At 68.7% G+C, this 15,552-nt stretch carries 15 protein-coding genes; 8 read left to right on the top strand and 7 right to left on the bottom strand.

Annotation, left to right across the window (positions count from 1 at the left end; translation table 11 throughout):
- Positions 1 to 61: 61 nt before the first annotated feature.
- From chvE to mmsB, 3 genes are all read left to right on the top strand, one after another.
- Positions 62 to 1,192 carry a multiple monosaccharide ABC transporter substrate-binding protein gene (gene chvE / locus GVL05_RS06465; RefSeq protein WP_111086261.1) on the top strand — a complete coding sequence of 377 codons (1,131 nt, stop codon included), beginning with the start codon at positions 62 to 64 and terminating at the stop codon, positions 1,190 to 1,192.
- 102 nt (positions 1,193 to 1,294) lie between these two features.
- The gene (gene mmsA, locus GVL05_RS06460; RefSeq protein ID WP_159572348.1) at positions 1,295 to 2,845 is read left to right on the top strand and encodes a multiple monosaccharide ABC transporter ATP-binding protein; all 1,551 of its coding nucleotides are present in this window, start codon (positions 1,295 to 1,297) and stop codon (positions 2,843 to 2,845) included.
- A complete protein-coding gene (gene mmsB, locus GVL05_RS06455) occupies positions 2,832 to 4,013 on the top strand; it encodes a multiple monosaccharide ABC transporter permease (protein WP_111086259.1) in 1,182 nt (393 codons plus the stop codon). The genes mmsA and mmsB overlap by 14 nt, the downstream gene beginning before the upstream one ends.
- Positions 4,014 to 4,091: 78 nt before the next feature.
- Here the strand turns inward: mmsB and GVL05_RS06450 are convergent, their stop codons facing one another.
- Positions 4,092 to 5,432 (bottom strand): alpha-amylase family glycosyl hydrolase, encoded by a 1,341-nt coding sequence (locus GVL05_RS06450; RefSeq protein WP_235035882.1) that lies wholly within the window; start codon positions 5,430 to 5,432, stop codon positions 4,092 to 4,094.
- 228 nt (positions 5,433 to 5,660) lie between these two features.
- Between GVL05_RS06450 and GVL05_RS20130 the strand changes: the two genes are divergently transcribed.
- The gene (locus tag GVL05_RS20130; RefSeq protein WP_235035881.1) at positions 5,661 to 5,912 is read left to right on the top strand and encodes a DUF3253 domain-containing protein; all 252 of its coding nucleotides are present in this window, start codon (positions 5,661 to 5,663) and stop codon (positions 5,910 to 5,912) included.
- Positions 5,913 to 5,949: 37 nt separating this feature from the next.
- Entirely contained in the window at positions 5,950 to 7,050 is a 1,101-nt protein-coding gene (locus GVL05_RS06440; RefSeq protein WP_132099949.1) for an SDR family oxidoreductase, read from the top strand.
- A gap of 22 nt (positions 7,051 to 7,072) precedes the next feature.
- Here GVL05_RS06440 and GVL05_RS06435 read toward each other — a convergent pair whose 3' ends face one another.
- Positions 7,073 to 7,420 carry a DoxX family protein gene (locus GVL05_RS06435; RefSeq protein ID WP_159572346.1) on the bottom strand — a complete coding sequence of 116 codons (348 nt, stop codon included), beginning with the start codon at positions 7,418 to 7,420 and terminating at the stop codon, positions 7,073 to 7,075.
- A gap of 92 nt (positions 7,421 to 7,512) precedes the next feature.
- On the opposite strand from GVL05_RS06435, the gene GVL05_RS06430 reads away from it, so the two are divergent.
- On the top strand, positions 7,513 to 8,169 hold the full coding sequence (locus GVL05_RS06430) for a TetR/AcrR family transcriptional regulator (RefSeq protein WP_159572344.1): 657 nt from the start codon (positions 7,513 to 7,515) through the stop codon (positions 8,167 to 8,169).
- On the opposite strand, the gene GVL05_RS06425 is transcribed toward GVL05_RS06430, so the two are convergent.
- Positions 8,157 to 9,230: a spore photoproduct lyase family protein gene (locus tag GVL05_RS06425; RefSeq protein WP_123938475.1), complete on the bottom strand. Its 1,074-nt coding sequence runs from the start codon at positions 9,228 to 9,230 to the stop codon at positions 8,157 to 8,159. The two genes, GVL05_RS06430 and GVL05_RS06425, sit on opposite strands and share 13 nt — an antisense overlap.
- Positions 9,231 to 9,274: 44 nt before the next feature.
- Here GVL05_RS06425 and GVL05_RS06420 point away from each other — a divergent pair, with 44 nt between their 5' ends.
- Positions 9,275 to 9,574, top strand: a complete 300-nt coding sequence (locus tag GVL05_RS06420; protein WP_123938474.1) for a biopolymer transporter Tol — start codon at positions 9,275 to 9,277, stop codon at positions 9,572 to 9,574.
- Complete coding sequence (locus GVL05_RS06415) at positions 9,571 to 10,035, top strand: hypothetical protein (RefSeq protein ID WP_123938473.1); 465 nt, start codon at positions 9,571 to 9,573, stop codon at positions 10,033 to 10,035. Before GVL05_RS06420 ends, GVL05_RS06415 begins: the two co-directional genes overlap by 4 nt.
- Positions 10,036 to 10,123: 88 nt before the next feature.
- Here GVL05_RS06415 and GVL05_RS06410 read toward each other — a convergent pair whose 3' ends face one another.
- From GVL05_RS06410 to GVL05_RS06395, 4 genes are all read right to left on the bottom strand, one after another.
- Positions 10,124 to 11,953 carry a beta-galactosidase family protein gene (locus GVL05_RS06410; protein WP_159572342.1) on the bottom strand — a complete coding sequence of 610 codons (1,830 nt, stop codon included), beginning with the start codon at positions 11,951 to 11,953 and terminating at the stop codon, positions 10,124 to 10,126.
- A 70-nt stretch (positions 11,954 to 12,023) separates the two neighbouring features.
- Complete coding sequence (locus GVL05_RS06405) at positions 12,024 to 13,358, bottom strand: sugar ABC transporter substrate-binding protein (protein ID WP_173169216.1); 1,335 nt, start codon at positions 13,356 to 13,358, stop codon at positions 12,024 to 12,026.
- A gap of 99 nt (positions 13,359 to 13,457) precedes the next feature.
- On the bottom strand, positions 13,458 to 14,459 hold the full coding sequence (locus tag GVL05_RS06400) for a carbohydrate ABC transporter permease (RefSeq protein ID WP_200849170.1): 1,002 nt from the start codon (positions 14,457 to 14,459) through the stop codon (positions 13,458 to 13,460).
- Positions 14,456 to 15,403 carry a carbohydrate ABC transporter permease gene (locus GVL05_RS06395; protein ID WP_111086247.1) on the bottom strand — a complete coding sequence of 316 codons (948 nt, stop codon included), beginning with the start codon at positions 15,401 to 15,403 and terminating at the stop codon, positions 14,456 to 14,458. Before GVL05_RS06395 ends, GVL05_RS06400 begins: the two co-directional genes overlap by 4 nt.
- Positions 15,404 to 15,552: the final 149 nt, after the last annotated feature.

Below are 15,552 nucleotides of genomic sequence, written 5' to 3'. Positions count from 1 at the left end.
GCACAGCAGCCCCGGCACCTGAGCGCGTCGAGGACGACGCGAGAGGAACAGAGGTACTTCGATGACGAAGCGCAGGATCATCGCGGGCGTTGCAGCCCTCGGCATCGCGATCGCACTCGCCGGCTGCTCGGCCGGTGGCCGCGCGTCCACCGACGGCGGCGGCAGCAGCAACGACAACAAGGGCGCCCTCGTCGGCGTCGCCATGCCGACCAAGGTCTCGGAACGCTGGATCAAGGACGGCGACGCCGTCAAGAGCGACCTCGAGAAGGCCGGTTACAAGGTCGACCTCGAGTACGGCGACAACAAGGTCCAGCAGCAGGCCCAGCAGGTCAGCAACATGATCACGAAGGGCGCGAAGGTCCTCATCATCGCGTCGATCGACGGCGGAGCCCTCTCCGACCAGCTCGACGCCGCCGCCAAGGCCGGCATCAAGGTGATCTCCTACGACCGCCTGCTGACGGGCAACAAGAACGTCGACTACTACGTGTCGTTCGACAACGAGAAGGTCGGCGTCGACCAGGCGACCAGCCTGCTCACCGGCCTCGGCGTCCTCGACGACAAGGGCGAGAAGACCGGCGAGAAGGGCCCGTTCAACATCGAGGTCTTCGCCGGCTCGCTCGACGACAACAACGCCAGCTTCTTCTTCAACGGCGCCATGAAGACCCTCAAGCCGTACCTCGAGGACGGCACGCTGAAGATCCAGTCGGGTCAGGACCAGCTCTCGCAGGCCGCCACGCAGCAGTGGGACCCGGCGACCGCCAAGGCCCGCATGCAGAACCTGGTCGCGAAGTCTTACTCGGGCGGCACCACGCTCGACGGCGTGCTCTCGCCGTACGACGGCATCTCGATCGGGATCATCTCGGCGCTGCAGGGTGCCGGCTACGGCACCAGCGACCGTCCGCTGCCGATCGTGACGGGCCAGGACGCCGAGGCGGCCTCGGTCAAGTCGATCATCGCCGGTCAGCAGTACTCGACCATCTACAAGGACACCCGCAAGCTCGCCAAGCAGTCGGTCACCATGGCCGAGGACCTGCTCACCGGTGACAAGCCCGAGGTCAACGACACGAAGAGCTACGACAACAAGGTCAAGGTCGTCCCGACCTTCCTGTTCCAGCCGACGGTCGTCACCAAGGACAACTACAAGGAAGTCCTCGTCGACTCGGGTTACTACACCGAAGCCGACCTGAAGTAGTCGCAACCCACCTGTCGGACAGGAGGCACGGGTCGACCCCGCCCCGTGCCTCCCGTCCGCCCCATCCGCGCGCCACGGCGCGCACCACGGAAGGCGGTCGACGTGACGGACACGATCCTCGAGATGCGTGACATCACCAAGACGTTCCCCGGCGTGAAGGCCCTGCAGGGCGTCTCGATCGAGGTCGAGCGTGGACAGGTCCACGCCATCTGCGGCGAGAACGGCGCCGGCAAGTCGACCCTCATGAAGGTGTTGTCGGGCGTCTACCCGCACGGCTCCTTCGAGGGCGAGATCCTGCTCGACGGCGCACCTGTCTCGTTCGCGAACATCAACGACTCCGAAGCCGCTGGCGTCGTCATCATCCATCAGGAGCTCGCGCTGAGCCCGTTCCTGTCGATCGCCGAGAACATCTTCCTCGGCAACGAGCGGTCCAAGGGCGGCTTCATCGACTGGAACAAGACGAACCTGGCAGCCGCCGAGCTCCTGCAGCGCGTCGGTCTCAAGGACAACCCGGTCACGAAGATCGTGGACATCGGTGTCGGCAAGCAGCAGCTCGTCGAGATCGCGAAGGCGCTGTCGAAGAAGGTCAAGCTCCTCATCCTCGACGAGCCCACCGCTGCCCTGAACGACGACGACTCCGCGCACCTGCTCGAGCTCATCCGCTCGCTGCAGGCCGAGGGCATGACGGCGATCATCATCAGCCACAAGCTCAACGAGATCAAGGCGATCGCCGACAAGGTCACGATCATCCGCGACGGCAAGACCATCGAGACGCTCGACATGCACGCCGACGACGTCTCCGAGGACCGCATCATCCGCGGGATGGTCGGCCGCGACCTGTCGAACCGGTACCCCGAGCACGAGCCGAACATCGGCGAGGAACTCCTGCGGATCGAGGACTGGACGGTCCACCACCCGCTCGACGGGTCGCGCGAGATCATCCACCAGGTCGACCTGAACGTGCGCGCCGGCGAGATCGTCGGCATCGCCGGGCTCATGGGCGCCGGGCGGACCGAACTCGCGATGAGCGTGTTCGGCCGGTCGTACGGATCCGGCATCAGCGGCACCGTCTACAAGCGCGGCGAGCCGATCAAGACCCACACGGTGTCGCAGGCGATCGACCACGGCATCGCGTACGTCACCGAGGACCGCAAGCGCTACGGCCTGAACCTGATCGACGACATCAAACGGAACATCTCCGGGTCGGCGCTCGGCAAGCTCGCCAGCTGGGGCTTCGTGAACGCGTCCGAGGAGACCACGGTCGCCGGGCAGTTCCTGAAGAACCTCAACATCAAGGCGCCGAACGTCGACGTCATCACGGGCAAGCTCTCCGGCGGCAACCAGCAGAAGGTCGTCCTGTCGAAGTGGATGTACACCGACCCGGACGTGCTCATCCTCGACGAGCCGACCCGCGGCATCGACGTCGGTGCGAAGTACGAGATCTACACGATCATCAACAGCCTCGCGGACCAGGGCAAGGGGGTCATCGTGATCTCCTCGGAGCTCCCGGAGCTCCTCGGCATCTGCGACCGCATCTACACACTCTCCGAGGGCACCATCACCGCCGATGTGCCCCGCTCCGAGGCCACCCCAGAGGTCCTCATGCAGTACATGACCCAGGAACGGGAGACCCCTGTCAATGAACGCGCTTAAGTCCGCCGCCGGCTACCTCACCGGGCAGCTCCGACAGATCGGCCTGTTCATCGCGCTGATCGTCATCGTCGTCTTCTTCCAGGTGACGACCAACGGCATCACCCTGGCCCCGATCAACGTCTCGAACCTGATCGTCCAGAACAGCTACATCCTCATCCTCGCCATCGGCATGGTGATGGTCATCATCGCCGGGCACATCGACCTGTCCGTCGGGTCGGTCGTCGCCTTCACCGGCGCCATGGCCGGCGTGATGATCACGCAGTGGCACATCCCGTGGCCGATCGCCGTCGTGCTGTGCCTGGTCGTCGGTGCGCTCGTCGGCGCCTGGCAGGGGTTCTGGATCGCCTACTTCGGGATCCCGGCGTTCATCGTCACCCTGGCCGGCATGCTCGCCTTCCGCGGTGCGGCGCAGATCGTGCTGCACAACCAGCAGATCTCGCCGTTCCCGGACGGGTTCCGTGCTCTCGGCTCCGGCTTCCTGCCGTCGTTCGGCACCACCGGGTACGAGCCGCTCACGATGATCCTCGGCTTCGCCGCCGCGGCGGTCATGGCGGTCACGGCGTTCCGCGGCCGGGCCACCCGCCGCAAGTACCAGCTCGAGAGCGAACCGTTCGCCTGGTTCATCGTGAAGCTCGTCTTCGGCGTCGTGCTGGTCGTCTACGTGGCCCTGCTGCTCGCGAGCTACAACGGCACCCCGATCGTGCTCGTCATCCTCGGCGCGCTCGTGGTGATCTACTCGGTCATCATGCGGAGCGCGGTGTTCGGCCGCCACGTCTACGCCATCGGCGGCAACGCCCTGGCCGCGCAGCTGTCCGGCGTGAAGACGAAGCGCGTCACGTTCATGCTGTTCGTCAACATGGGGGTCATCTCGGCCCTGGCCGGCGTGGTCTTCACCGGTCAGCTCAACCTGGCGGCACCCGGTGCGGGCAACGGCTTCGAACTCGACGCCATCGCCGCGGTGTTCATCGGTGGCGCAGCGGTCACCGGCGGCATCGGCACGGTCCCCGGCGCCATCGTCGGTGGTCTCATCATCGGTCTGCTCAACAACGGTATGTCGATCCTCGGCGTCGGCACCGAGTACCAGTCGCTCATCAAGGGCTTGGTCCTGCTCGCCGCCGTCGCGTTCGACGTGTTCAACAAGCGTCGGGCGGCCGCCGCGCGCAAGTAGGGGCGTCCGCGGTCGCGTTCGCGGTCGCTTGGTGAACAGAAAAGGTCGGGTCCTCTGTGGGGACCCGACCTTTTCTGCTCACGATCGCGACGCGACGGCCCAACCCCTGGCCGGGAGGCGCAGGGTTCCGTCCCCGAGATCGGCACCGCCCGCCTCCACCTGCGTCGCATCCGCCGCGGGCACCTCGACGGGATCGGCCGACAGGTTCAGGGCGGTCACCACGGCCGCGTCCGACGTCGCGGTCCGCAGGACGACCGCCGTGTTCGTCAGGTGCACCACGTCGGTGTGCGCCCGGTGCAACCACGGGTTGCGGCGGCGCAGGGCGATCAGGGCCTCGTACGCGTGCGTCAGGTCCCCCGCTGCGGGTGGTGTGTCCGGGAACTCCGGTCGGACCGCGTCGTCGCCACCCTCGCGTTCCTCCTTCACCCCGGTCCAGCCGTACTCGTCGCCCGCGTAGACGATCGGGGTGCCGGCGACGGTGAACAACACCGCGGCCGCGTGCCCGGCGAACTGCTCCCCCACGGCGCTCGCGATGCGGGTGACGTCGTGGTTGCCGATGAAGGTCGTCGGGGCGAACGTCTCGAGCAGGGCGTCGTGCCGCTCGATCGCGTGCGCCAGCTCGTGGCCGTTGCCGTCCGCGATGCCGTGCCAGATGCCCTGCCACAGTTCGTACTGCGTCAACGAGTCCATGGTCGACTCCCGCGCGATCGCCGCCGCGTCGCCGTGGATCACCTCACCGCTGAACCACGCGTCCGGGAACCGCTCCCGCACCCGCGGCAGCACCCTGGCCCAGAACGCCGGTGGCACCGCGTACGCAGCATCGAGGCGCCAGCCGTCGATCCCGCGCTCCAGCCAGTGCGTCATCACCTGGACGACGAGGTCCTCGGTCGCTCGGCTGTCGTGGTCCAGCGCCACGAGGATGTCGTGTCCCTCGAACAACCCGACGGGAACCGGCTGCCCCGGCGTCCACCCCGACCAGTCGATCGCGAACAGGCCAGCGGTCGCCGCGTCCGGTCCCTCTTCTTCGAGCGCCCGGAACGCCGGGTGCTCACGGCCGACGTGGTTGAAGACACCGTCGAGCAGGACCCGGACCCCCCGCTCGTGCGCCCCGGACACCAGACGGTCGAAGTCGGCGTCGTCGCCGAGCCGAGGGTCGATCCGGAAGTGGTCCACCGTGTCGTAGCCATGGGTGGAGCTCGCGAACACCGGCCCGAGCACCAGGCCGTTCAAGCCGAGGTCCACCACGTGGTCGAGCCAGGGTTCGATGCGGCCGAGACGGTGCTCGACGGCGCGCTCCTCGACCGGCACTCCCGGGCGGACGTCCGCCCCGACGAACCCGAGCGGGTACACGTGCCACCACATGACGTGCGGCACCCAGGCGGGCTCGGGCGGACGGGAGGGTGCGGTGTCGGTGCTCACCGCTCCGATGCTGCCAGCCGCGCCTGTGCTGGGCGCTCCCGTGCTGGGAACGGACAGGGACGGCAGGACGAGGATGTGCCCATGGGACGTGCGATCAGGACGGAAGCGGACGCTGCGGCGTCGGAGTCGGCACAGGCCGATCGGACCTGTGCGTCGTGCGGCCGTCGGATGCCGTCGACGGCGGCACCCGAAACCAAGTGGTGTTCCCGCGCCTGCCGTCGCCACGGAGTGGACCGAACGGACCTGGCACTCGAACAGCGCATCGACGAGCTGCTCGCCGCACGGGCACGCACCTCGAGCATCTGCCCGTCCGAGGTCGCTCGGTCGCTCGAACCGGACGACTGGCGCCCGCTCATGGAACCCGCCCGTCGAGCAGCCCAGCGCATGATGGCGCGCGGCGAGGTCGAGATCACCCAGGGCGGCTCCGTCGTGGACCCGTCGACAGCGAAGGGTCCGATCCGCATCCGCCGCCCGCGGTGAGGGAACACCTGTCGTGCACCGTCGGTTGGGGACGGGGATGACTGCAACCGGATCGACCGAACCGACCTCCGCCCAGCCCCGAGCCCTCGTCGTGGGAGCGAGCGGCATTACCGGCTCCGCCCTGGTGGGCCACCTGCTCGACCTCGGCTGGGACGTGACCGCGCTGTCCCGCCGACCGCTCCCCCAGCAGGACGTCCGGACCGTCGCCGCGGACCTCCGCGATCCCGACAGCCTCGGCGCCGCGCTGGCCGACGAGCGTCCCACGCACGTGTTCTTCACCGCGTGGCAGCGCCAGGAGACCGAAGCGGAGAACATCCGCGTGAACGGCGGCATGGTCCGCGACCTGCTCGCCGCACTCGCGCACGCCCCGCTGGCGCACGTGGCGCTCGTGACCGGGCTGAAGCACTACCTCGGCCCGTTCGAGGCCTACGCCGCGGGCGAGATGCCGGACACACCCTTCCACGAGGAAGAACCCCGCTTGGACACCCCGAACTTCTACTACGCGCAAGAGGACGAGCTGTTCGCCGCCGCCGAGCGCCAGGGCTTCACGTGGTCGGTGCACCGCTCGCACACCGTGATCGGGCACGCCGTCGGCAACGCCATGAACATGGGCCTGACGATCGCGGTGCAGGCGACGCTCGCGAAGGAGCTCGACCTGGACTTCGTGTTCCCGGGCAGCGAGGCGCAGTGGAACGGCCTGACCGACATGACCGAGGCGGGGATCCTCGCCGAGCAGATGGTGTGGGCGGCGACCGCACCCGAGGGTGCCGACGAGGCCTTCAACATCGTGAACGGCGACGTCTTCCGGTGGCGCTGGATGTGGCCGCGCCTGGCTGCACACCTCGGCGTCGACCCGGCCCGTGTGGTCGGGTACCAGGACGAGCCGCGTCCGCTCGAGCAGCAGATGGCGCCGTACGAGTCGGAGTGGGCCGGCATCGCCGAGCGACACGGTCTGGCAGAGGCGGACATCACGCGGCTCGCCTCGTGGTGGCACACCGACGCCGACCTCGGTCGCGCGATGGAGGTCGTCACCGACATGGGGAAGAGCCGCGAGGCCGGGTTCACGGCCTTCCGCCGGACCGAACGCGCGTTCGCCGACCTGTTCGCGCGCTACCGGGCCGACCGACTCATCCCCTGAGCCGTCGGCCCGGAACAGCGGGCTACAGCGCGAGCAGGAGCACCACGAGCGTCGCGACCGACAGCACCAGCAGGACGACGGCGCCCTGCAGGTCCTTGTCGTGCGCTCGGAGGTGCGCCACCACGGCGCCGACGAAGTAGACCACCGCGCCGATGGCCGCGGCGATGGCGAGCGGCACCCACCAGATGCCGATGACGAGCCCGGCGGCAGCGGCGACCTCGAGCACACCGAGGACGGTCATCTGCGAGGGAGTGACGTGGACGGCCTGCATCGAGGCGACGATCTTCGGGTTGCGGACGAGTTTCATGACGCCCGACCCGAGCAGGGCCACGGCGAGGACGAGGGACAGGACGATGGCTGCGATGTGCACGGGGAACTCCAGGTGGTGAAACGGATGGTTGTCCCCGTTTCAAACCGGGGACTGCTCCCCGTATTCCCGGCCACGCGATCTAGGCTCGGTGCATGACCCGCCGAGACGTCGCCCGGAACCGTCAGGCGCTCGTCGACGCGGCCCGGTCCGCGTTCACCGACCACGGCCTCCAGGCTGCACTGGAACCGATCGCGGTCGCAGCGGGACTCGGCAACGCGACCCTGTACCGGCACTTCCCGACCCGAGCGGCGCTGTGGGAAGCCGTCCTGGTCGAGCCGATGCACGAGGTGCTCGACCTCGTCGAGCACTGCCGCGAGTTGTCCGCCTCGGACCCGTGGGAGGGCTTCGCGACCTTCGTCCGCGAGACGGCGGCGATCGAGGCGCGCCGCACCGGCTTCAGCGAACTCATGACCACCGACTACCGCGACGCTCCGGAACTGCTCCGGCTCCGCATCGCCGTGCAGGACGGGATCGACGCCCTCTTCACAGCCGGACAGGCGGCCGCGGTCATCCGCGCCGACGCCACCCTGGCCGACGTCGCACTCCTGCAGCTGTCGATCGCGGAGACGATCCGCACGTTCGGCCGGGTCGCACCCGAGGCGTACCGACGCTGGGTGGACCTGGTGCTCGACGGGTTCCGGGCGGTGGACGTCCCGCGCGGCGTGCTGGCCGGACGCCCCCTGCGCGGCGATCAGGTCCGTCGGGCCCTGGCGGAGCGCAACCAGCCCGCCGGCCGTCAGAAGGCGTAGCGGATCCGACAGGACGGCAGGTGCTCGGCGACGAGCTCGCGGAAGCGCTCGACGAGCTGCCCCTTCATCCCGGACCGGTAGCGGACGTTCACCGCGCCGTTCTGCGACACCTTCTGCTCCTGCAGGTCGGGGCGCCAGAGCAGGTCCTCGGCCTTCGGGTGCCAGCCGAGGTTGACCTCGTGCAGGGGTTGGTTGTGCGTGAGGAAGATCACCTCGGCCGCGATCTGCGCCTTGGCGGCCGGTGACAGTACGTCGTCGACCTGCCGCAGCAGCTCGGTCCAGTCGGACTCCCACGTCGGGGTGACGATGACGGGCGAGAAGTTCAGGTGGACCTCGTAGCCGGCGTCGACGAACTCGTTCACCGCAGCGATCCGCTCGGCGACGGGACTCGTCCGGATGTCGGTGACCTTCGCGGTGTCGTGCGGCATGAGCGAGAACCGGATGCGCGTGCGGCCCATCGGGTCCCAGTCGAGCAACTCGCGGTTGACGTACTTCGTCGCGAAGGACGCCTTCGCGGTCGGGGTCATCCGGAACAGGTCGCACAGGTCACGGACGTTGTCGCTGATCATCGCGTCGACCGAGCAGTCGCTGTTCTCGCCGATGTCGTACACCCACGACCCGGGATCGCACTGGTTCGGCTCGGTCTTCGGCCCCTGCTTCGCGATGTTGCGAGCGACGTGCTTCGTGATCTGGTCGATGTTGGCGAACACCGTGACGGGGTTGCTGTAGCCCTTGCGCCGCGGGACGTAGCAGTACGCACACGCCATCGCACAGCCGTTCGCCGTCGAGGGCGCGATGAAGTCGGCGGAGCGGCCGTTCGGTCGCGTGATCAACGACTTCTTCACGCCGAGCACCAGCGCCTCGGTCTTGATCCGGACCCACCGCTGCACGTTGCGCTCGTCGCCGTGCACCTCGGGGATGTTCCAGTGGGACTCCACCGGCACGATCTCGGCGTCCGGCCAGCGCCCGATCACCTCTTGCCCGCGCTGCAGTTCGAGGGCAGCGGGCTCGGCGTAGATCCGACGGACGTCGAGCATCGGGCGGGCGCGGTCGTTGCTCATCGACTCCTGTCTACCGGGGATCACTGACGGTGCAGACTCGGGGCATGACCGCCGAAGCCGACGACCATTACTTCGTGGTGAACGGCCGACGCTGGCGCCGCACCGACCCGGCCCTGCCCGAGGAACTCGCGGCCGCGCTCCGCTCCCACCTGGGGCGCGGGCGCAACGCGGTGAAGACCGCGAAGCGCGCCGGCGACGACGCTGCGCTGGCCGCGGCTCGGCACCGGAACGGGCTCGCGAAGCACGGTCTGGGCGAACGCGGCCCGGAGTGGTGGACGCGCCCCGAGGCCGATCGGATCGCCGACGCCGAGCGGGCACTCGCCGATCTGGACGCCCTGCCGTGACGACGATCCGTCCGCCGCGCCTGGATCGCATCCTGAACCTCATCGTGTTCGGCCCGGTGATGATCGGGACAGGAGTCGCACTCGCGAGCGTGGCCTTCGTTCCCGGAGCATCGGCGCGGGTGTTCGTCTTCGTCCTCGGTGTCGCCTTCATCGCCGGTGGGACCTGGGCCACGGCCAGGCTCCGTCGCGTCGCCGTGCACCTGTCCGACGAAACCCTCCGGTACTCCGGCTTCCTGTCGTCGTGGACCGCACCGCGTGCGGGCATCACCGCGGTGCTCGACGACGCGTACGTCGAGTGGCGCGATGATCGCGGGGTCGGCCACCGACGGCAGATCTGGCTGCTGACCCGGGCTTGGGCGGACGACGGCACGAAGTTCGCCCCGCTCTGGCGCTGGCGACACGAGGCGCTCCTCGAGGTGCGGGCGTGGGCAGCGACTCACGAAGTCCGAAACGTCCCATGACACCCGCGGTGGAAAGCGGAATCGGGCGTACCTGGTCGGAAGTTCCGACCCGGTACGCCCGATTCGACCAGCTACGCGGCGAGCCGCGTCAGCCCTCGGTGTGGCCCAGGTCGGGCTGCACGAGCAGGTGGGCCGTGCGGGATGCCGACGCGTGCAGCTCGAGGACGACGACTGCGTTCCGGCCGCGACGCAGGACCGGGCCGGGGATCGCCAGGGTCTGCTGCGGGCCGCGCGACCAGTACCGGCCGAGGCAGAACCCGTTGACCCAGGCGACACCCTTGCGGAAGCCGTCGAGCGACAGGTAGCGGTCGTCCACCGCGTCGAGGTCGAACGACCCGGTGGCGAACGTCGGTCCGGCGAGCGCCTCGCCGTCGGTCGGCTCCACCGCGGACAGCGCATCGAGGGCGGACGGTGCGATCGGGTCGAGCGCCAACGGTGCCGCGGTCCAGCGCGACAGCGGGACACCGTCGACGGCGACTCCGCCGATCAGGCCCTTCGGTTCGCCGATGCGGATGCCGTAGTCGACCCGGCCCTGGTCCTCGACGAGCAGTTCGAGCGTGCCGGTCACCGGCGGCAGGACGACGGCGCGGTCGTGGTGCTCGCGCTCCAGGACGCCGACGACGACGCCGTCGACGGACACGATCGCGCGGTCGCGGACCTCTTGCCCGATGGTCAGCACACCGCCGGTCGGCAGGTCGACCTCGGCGCGGTACAGGACGAAGCCGCTGGCCGCACCGAGGGCGTCGAACGTCGGCGGCTCGTCGTGCGCCGACCACGTCGTGAGCGTGGGCAGCAGGGAGCGGAGCGACGCGACGCGGTCGAGGCGGACGGCGAGGTCCGTGGCGGGGGTGATCCGGGCCTCCAGGCCGACTCCGTCCGCCGCATCGGACGCGAGTCGACCCGACCCACCCGGCTCCATGGATGCCGGCAGCGGCGGGACGGGCGCGTAGCGCTCGATGACCGCGCGGAAGGCGTGGAACTTCGAGGTGGGCCGACCAGCCTCGTCGAGCGGGGCGTCGTAGTCGTACGACGTCGCGATCGGACGGTAGACGCCCTTGTCGTTGGCGCCGTTGGTGAAGCCGAAGTTCGTGCCACCGTGGAACATGTAGATGTTGACCGAGCCGCCGGCGGCGAGCAGGACGTCGAGGTCCGCAGCGCTGTCCGCGGCCGAGGTGGTGTGGTGGTGCTCGCCCCAGCTGTCGAACCAGCCGTCCCAGAACTCCGAGCACATCAGGGGGCCGGTGGGCTGGGCCTGCCGCAGGCGCTCGAGGCGCGCGGCGGACCGCGAGCCGAACGAGCCGGTCTTGTGCAGCGACGGCAGCGAACCGTCCTCGAGCATCGTGCCCATCGGCTGGTCGACGCTCGTGAACGGGACGGTCAGCCCGATGTCGCGGTGCATCTGCTCGAGCGCACGCAGGTACTCGGGGTCGGAGCCGTACGCGCCGTACTCGTTCTCGACCTGCACCAGGACGATGGGCCCGCCCTGGTCGATCTGCCGCGGGACCAGCACGGGGGCCAGCTGCTGCAGGTACGTCTGGACCGCCGCGAGGAACCCGGGCTCGTTGCGCCGGACGCCCACGGAGCCGTCGGCGAAGAGCCAGTACGGCAGGCCGCCGTTGGTCCACTCCGCACAGATGTAGGGGCCGGGGCGGACGACGGCGTGCATGCCCTCGGCGGCGACCAGGTCGAGGAACCGGCCGAGGTCGAGCCCGCCGGTCAGGTCGAAGACGTCGGGCGACGGCGCGTGCGCGTTCCAGGCGACGTAGGTCTCGATGGTGTTGAGGCCCATCAGCTTCGCCTTGCGGATCCGGTCGGCCCACAGGTCGGGGTGCACGCGGAAGTAGTGGATCGCACCGGACAGCACGCGGTGCGGCTCGCCGTCGAGCAGGAAGTCGGTGTCGCCGATGGCGAATCGCATGAGATGACTCTTTCAGACAGCGGGGTCGTGCGGACGATGTCCGCACGACCCCGGGGAGTTGGTGCCGGTGCTACTTGGTCGAGACCGTGAAGCCCTGGTCCTTGCCGTACTTGGCGAGGGCCTTCTGCCAGGCTTCGAGGCCGGCGTCGAGCGAGGTGCCGTTCTCGTACGCCTGACCGACGGTGTCGGCGTAGACGCTGTTCGCGTACACCTGGTACGGCAGGTAGGTGAAGTCGTTGTCCGAGGACTTCGACGCGTCGACGAGCACCTTGTTGATCTGCTGCCCACCGAAGTAGGACGGCTTCTCGTCGAGGAAGGCCGACGAGTCGAGGTCAGCGGTCGTCGAGGGGAACCCACCGGACTTCATGAAGACGCCGGTCGACTCCTTCGACGAGTTCAGCCACTTCAGGAAGCCCGCGGCGAGGGCCGGGTTCTTCGACTGCTTCATGACGACCTCGGCGCTGCCGCCGTTGTTCGCGGTCTGAGCGGTGCCGCCGTCGTAGGTCGGCATCGGGGCGACGCGCCAGTCACCCGAGGCCTGGGCGACGCCGGACTCCAGGTTGCCGGGCATCCAGGCGCCGGTGATCATCGTGGCGATCTCACCGTTGCCGAGCTGCTTGTACCAGTCGTCGGTCCAGCCGACGGTCTTCGACAGCAGGCCCTGCTCGACGAGCTCGTTCCAGGTGCTCGTCCACTTCTTCGAGCCCTCGTCCTGCAGGTTGATGGTCACCTTGTCACCGTCGGTGGTGAACGGGGTACCGCCGGCCTGGGCGATCATGCTCGTGGTGAAGCCGGCGTCGCCGGAGTCGGCCGCGATGTAGGCGTTCGGGTCGGCCTCGTGCAGCTTCTTCGCGGCGGCGACGTACTCGTCCCAGGTCTTCGGCACGGCGATGTCGTGCTTGTCGAAGACCGTCTTGTTGTAGAACAGCGCCATGGGGCCGGAGTCCTGCGGCAGGCCGTAGACCTTGTCGTCGATCGACACCGAGCTCCAGGTGCTCTTCGCGAACTTGTCCTCGAGCGAGTCGAAGCCGTAGCCGGACAGGTCGAGCAGCGAGTCGGACAGGGCGAACTGCGGCAGCGCGAAGTACTCGACCTGGGCGACGTCGGGGGCGCCCGAGCCGGCCTTCACGGTGTTCTGGAGCTTGGTGTACTGGTCGGCGCCGGTGCCGGCGTTGACGAGCTTGACCTTCACCTTGGGGTACTGCTTCTCGAACGCGGCGACCTGGGCCTTGGCGGAGGGGGTCCACGACCAGTAGGTCAGGGTGCCACCGTCCTTCAGTGCCTTGGTGATGTCGTCGGACGAGCCACCGGACGACGAGCCGCCGGTCGCGCAGGCGGCGAGGGCGATCGTGGCGGTGACGCCGATGGCGAGGGCGCTGAGCCCGCGCCGGAGACGCTTGTTCATGGGGGTGCCTTTCACTTCTTCGTGGAGAGGGGGTCGTGCTGCTGTGTTCCGGACCGGAGGGCGCGGGGCGGGGTCGCCACGGGCCTCCCGTCCGACGGATCAGGCCTTGACGGATCCGGCCGCAAGGCCGGACTGCCAGAAGCGCTGGAGGAAGAGGAACGCGACCACGATCGGGATGATCGTGAGGAGCGATCCCGTGACGACGAGGTTGTAGATCGGCTGCGCGCCGGACCCGGTGGCCTGGGCGTTCCACTGGTTCAGGCCGACCGTCAGGGGGTACCACTTCGGGTCGCTCAGCATGATGAGCGGCAGGAAGTAGTTGTTCCAGGTGGCGACGACCGCGAAGAGCAGGACGGTGACGACACCGGGAGCGAGCAGGCGGAGCGCGATGGTGAAGAAGATCCGGAACTCGCCGGCGCCGTCCATGCGGGCGGCCTCGAGGAGTTCGGCGGGGATCGCGTCGACCGCGTAGGTCCAGATCAGGTACATGCCGAACGGGCTGATGAGCGACGGCAGGATGATCGACCACGGGGTGTTGGTCAGGCCGACCTGCGAGAAGAGCAGGAAGGTCGGGACCGCCAGGGCCGTGCCGGGGACCGCGATGGCACCGAGCACGATGGCGAACACCGCGCGGCGTCCGGGGAACTGGAACTTCGCCATGCCGTAGCCGGCGACGGTCGCGAGCAGGGTGGCGCCACCGGCACCGACGACCACGTAGAGCAGCGTGTTGCCGAACCACTGCAGGAAGATGCCGTCGTTGTACGTGACGGTGTCGACGATGTTCTGCCAGAGGTTGAAGTCCCCGCCGAACCAGAGCCCGAACGTGGAGAGCAGCGACGCCTGCGTCTTCGTGCTGTTCACGAGCAGGTAGAACAGCGGCGCGAACGAGTAGACGACGAAGACGACCATGACCGCGGTCAACAGGCCGGAACGCTTCGGCTTGCGTCCGTCGACGTGCTGCTCGGCCTTGCGCTCGGCCTTCCGCTCGGCCTTCCTGGAGGCCCGGGTCGAGCGGGTGCGCGGGTCGCGCTGCGTCGTGGTCGCCTCGGTGACCGTGGCCGGTCCGGCGGCGCCGGTCGCGGGGTGCTGGATGGTGCTCATCGGTTCTCCTGGCGGGTTCCGCGGACCTGGACGACGTAGGCGATCACCGCGGTGATCACGCCCATCACGATCGCGACGGTGGCGGAGTAGTTGAACTGCTGGCCGCTGAAGGACAGCGAGTAGGCGTACATGTTCGGGGTGAAGGCGCTGCCGATGACGTTCGGGGCCAGGGTCTTCAGCAGGTTCGGCTCGTTGAAGAGCTGGAAGCTGCCGATGATCGAGAAGATGGTGGCGATGACCATCGGGCCGCGCAGGGCCGGGAGCTTGATCGAGAAGACCGTGCGCAGGGGGCCGGCGCCGTCGAGCTCGGCGGCCTCGTACAGCTCACCGGGGACGGTGCGCAGGGCGGCGTAGAAGATCAGCATGTTGTAGCCGAGGAACTCCCACGTGACCACGTTGCCGATGGAGGTCAGCACCCAGCTGGGGCTGAACGGCTGCAGCAGGTCGATGCCGAGCGCGTCGTTCGCCGCACCGGTCAGGCCGAACTGGTTGCCGTAGATGAAGCCCCAGATCAGGGCCGCGACGACACCGGGGACGGCGTAGGGCAGGAACACCGCGATGCGGAAGAACGACGTGCCCCAGAGCCGTGCGCTGTCGAGTGCGAGGGCGGCGACGAGTGCGAGCCCGAGCATGATCGGCACCTGGACGACCAGGAAGATCGCGACCCGACCGAAGCCGGACCAGAACTTGGCGTCCTGGAAGAGCTGGACGTAGTTGGCGAACCAGACGAACTGGTTGCCGCCGATGAGCTGGTCGCGGAACAGGCTGAGCCAGAGGGCGTAGCCGATCGGGACGATGAGCATGGCGATCAGGACGACCACGAAGGGGCCGACGAACAGCCAACCGGTGTAGCGCCCCCGCGCCTTGGTCCGGCGACCTGCCGGGCGGGGGGCTGCCGGCTGCGCTGCGGCTGCCTCGCCGGGCCGCGCTGCGAGCGTGCTCATGTGACTCCTTCGTCTGCTGCGTTCGGGTGTCCGGTGTCTCGGCCGCGACCCGGGCCCGGTGACGGGCGCTCTGGCGGTCGCAGATGTTGACGTCAACATCGAACGTCAGGACGATAGCATGGCAACGTCAACATGCGCTAGCGTCCGGG

The organism is Curtobacterium sp. 18060, assembly GCF_902706105.1.
Taxonomy (GTDB): domain Bacteria; phylum Actinomycetota; class Actinomycetes; order Actinomycetales; family Microbacteriaceae; genus Curtobacterium.
This window is presented reverse-complemented; position numbering and strand designations above follow the sequence as displayed.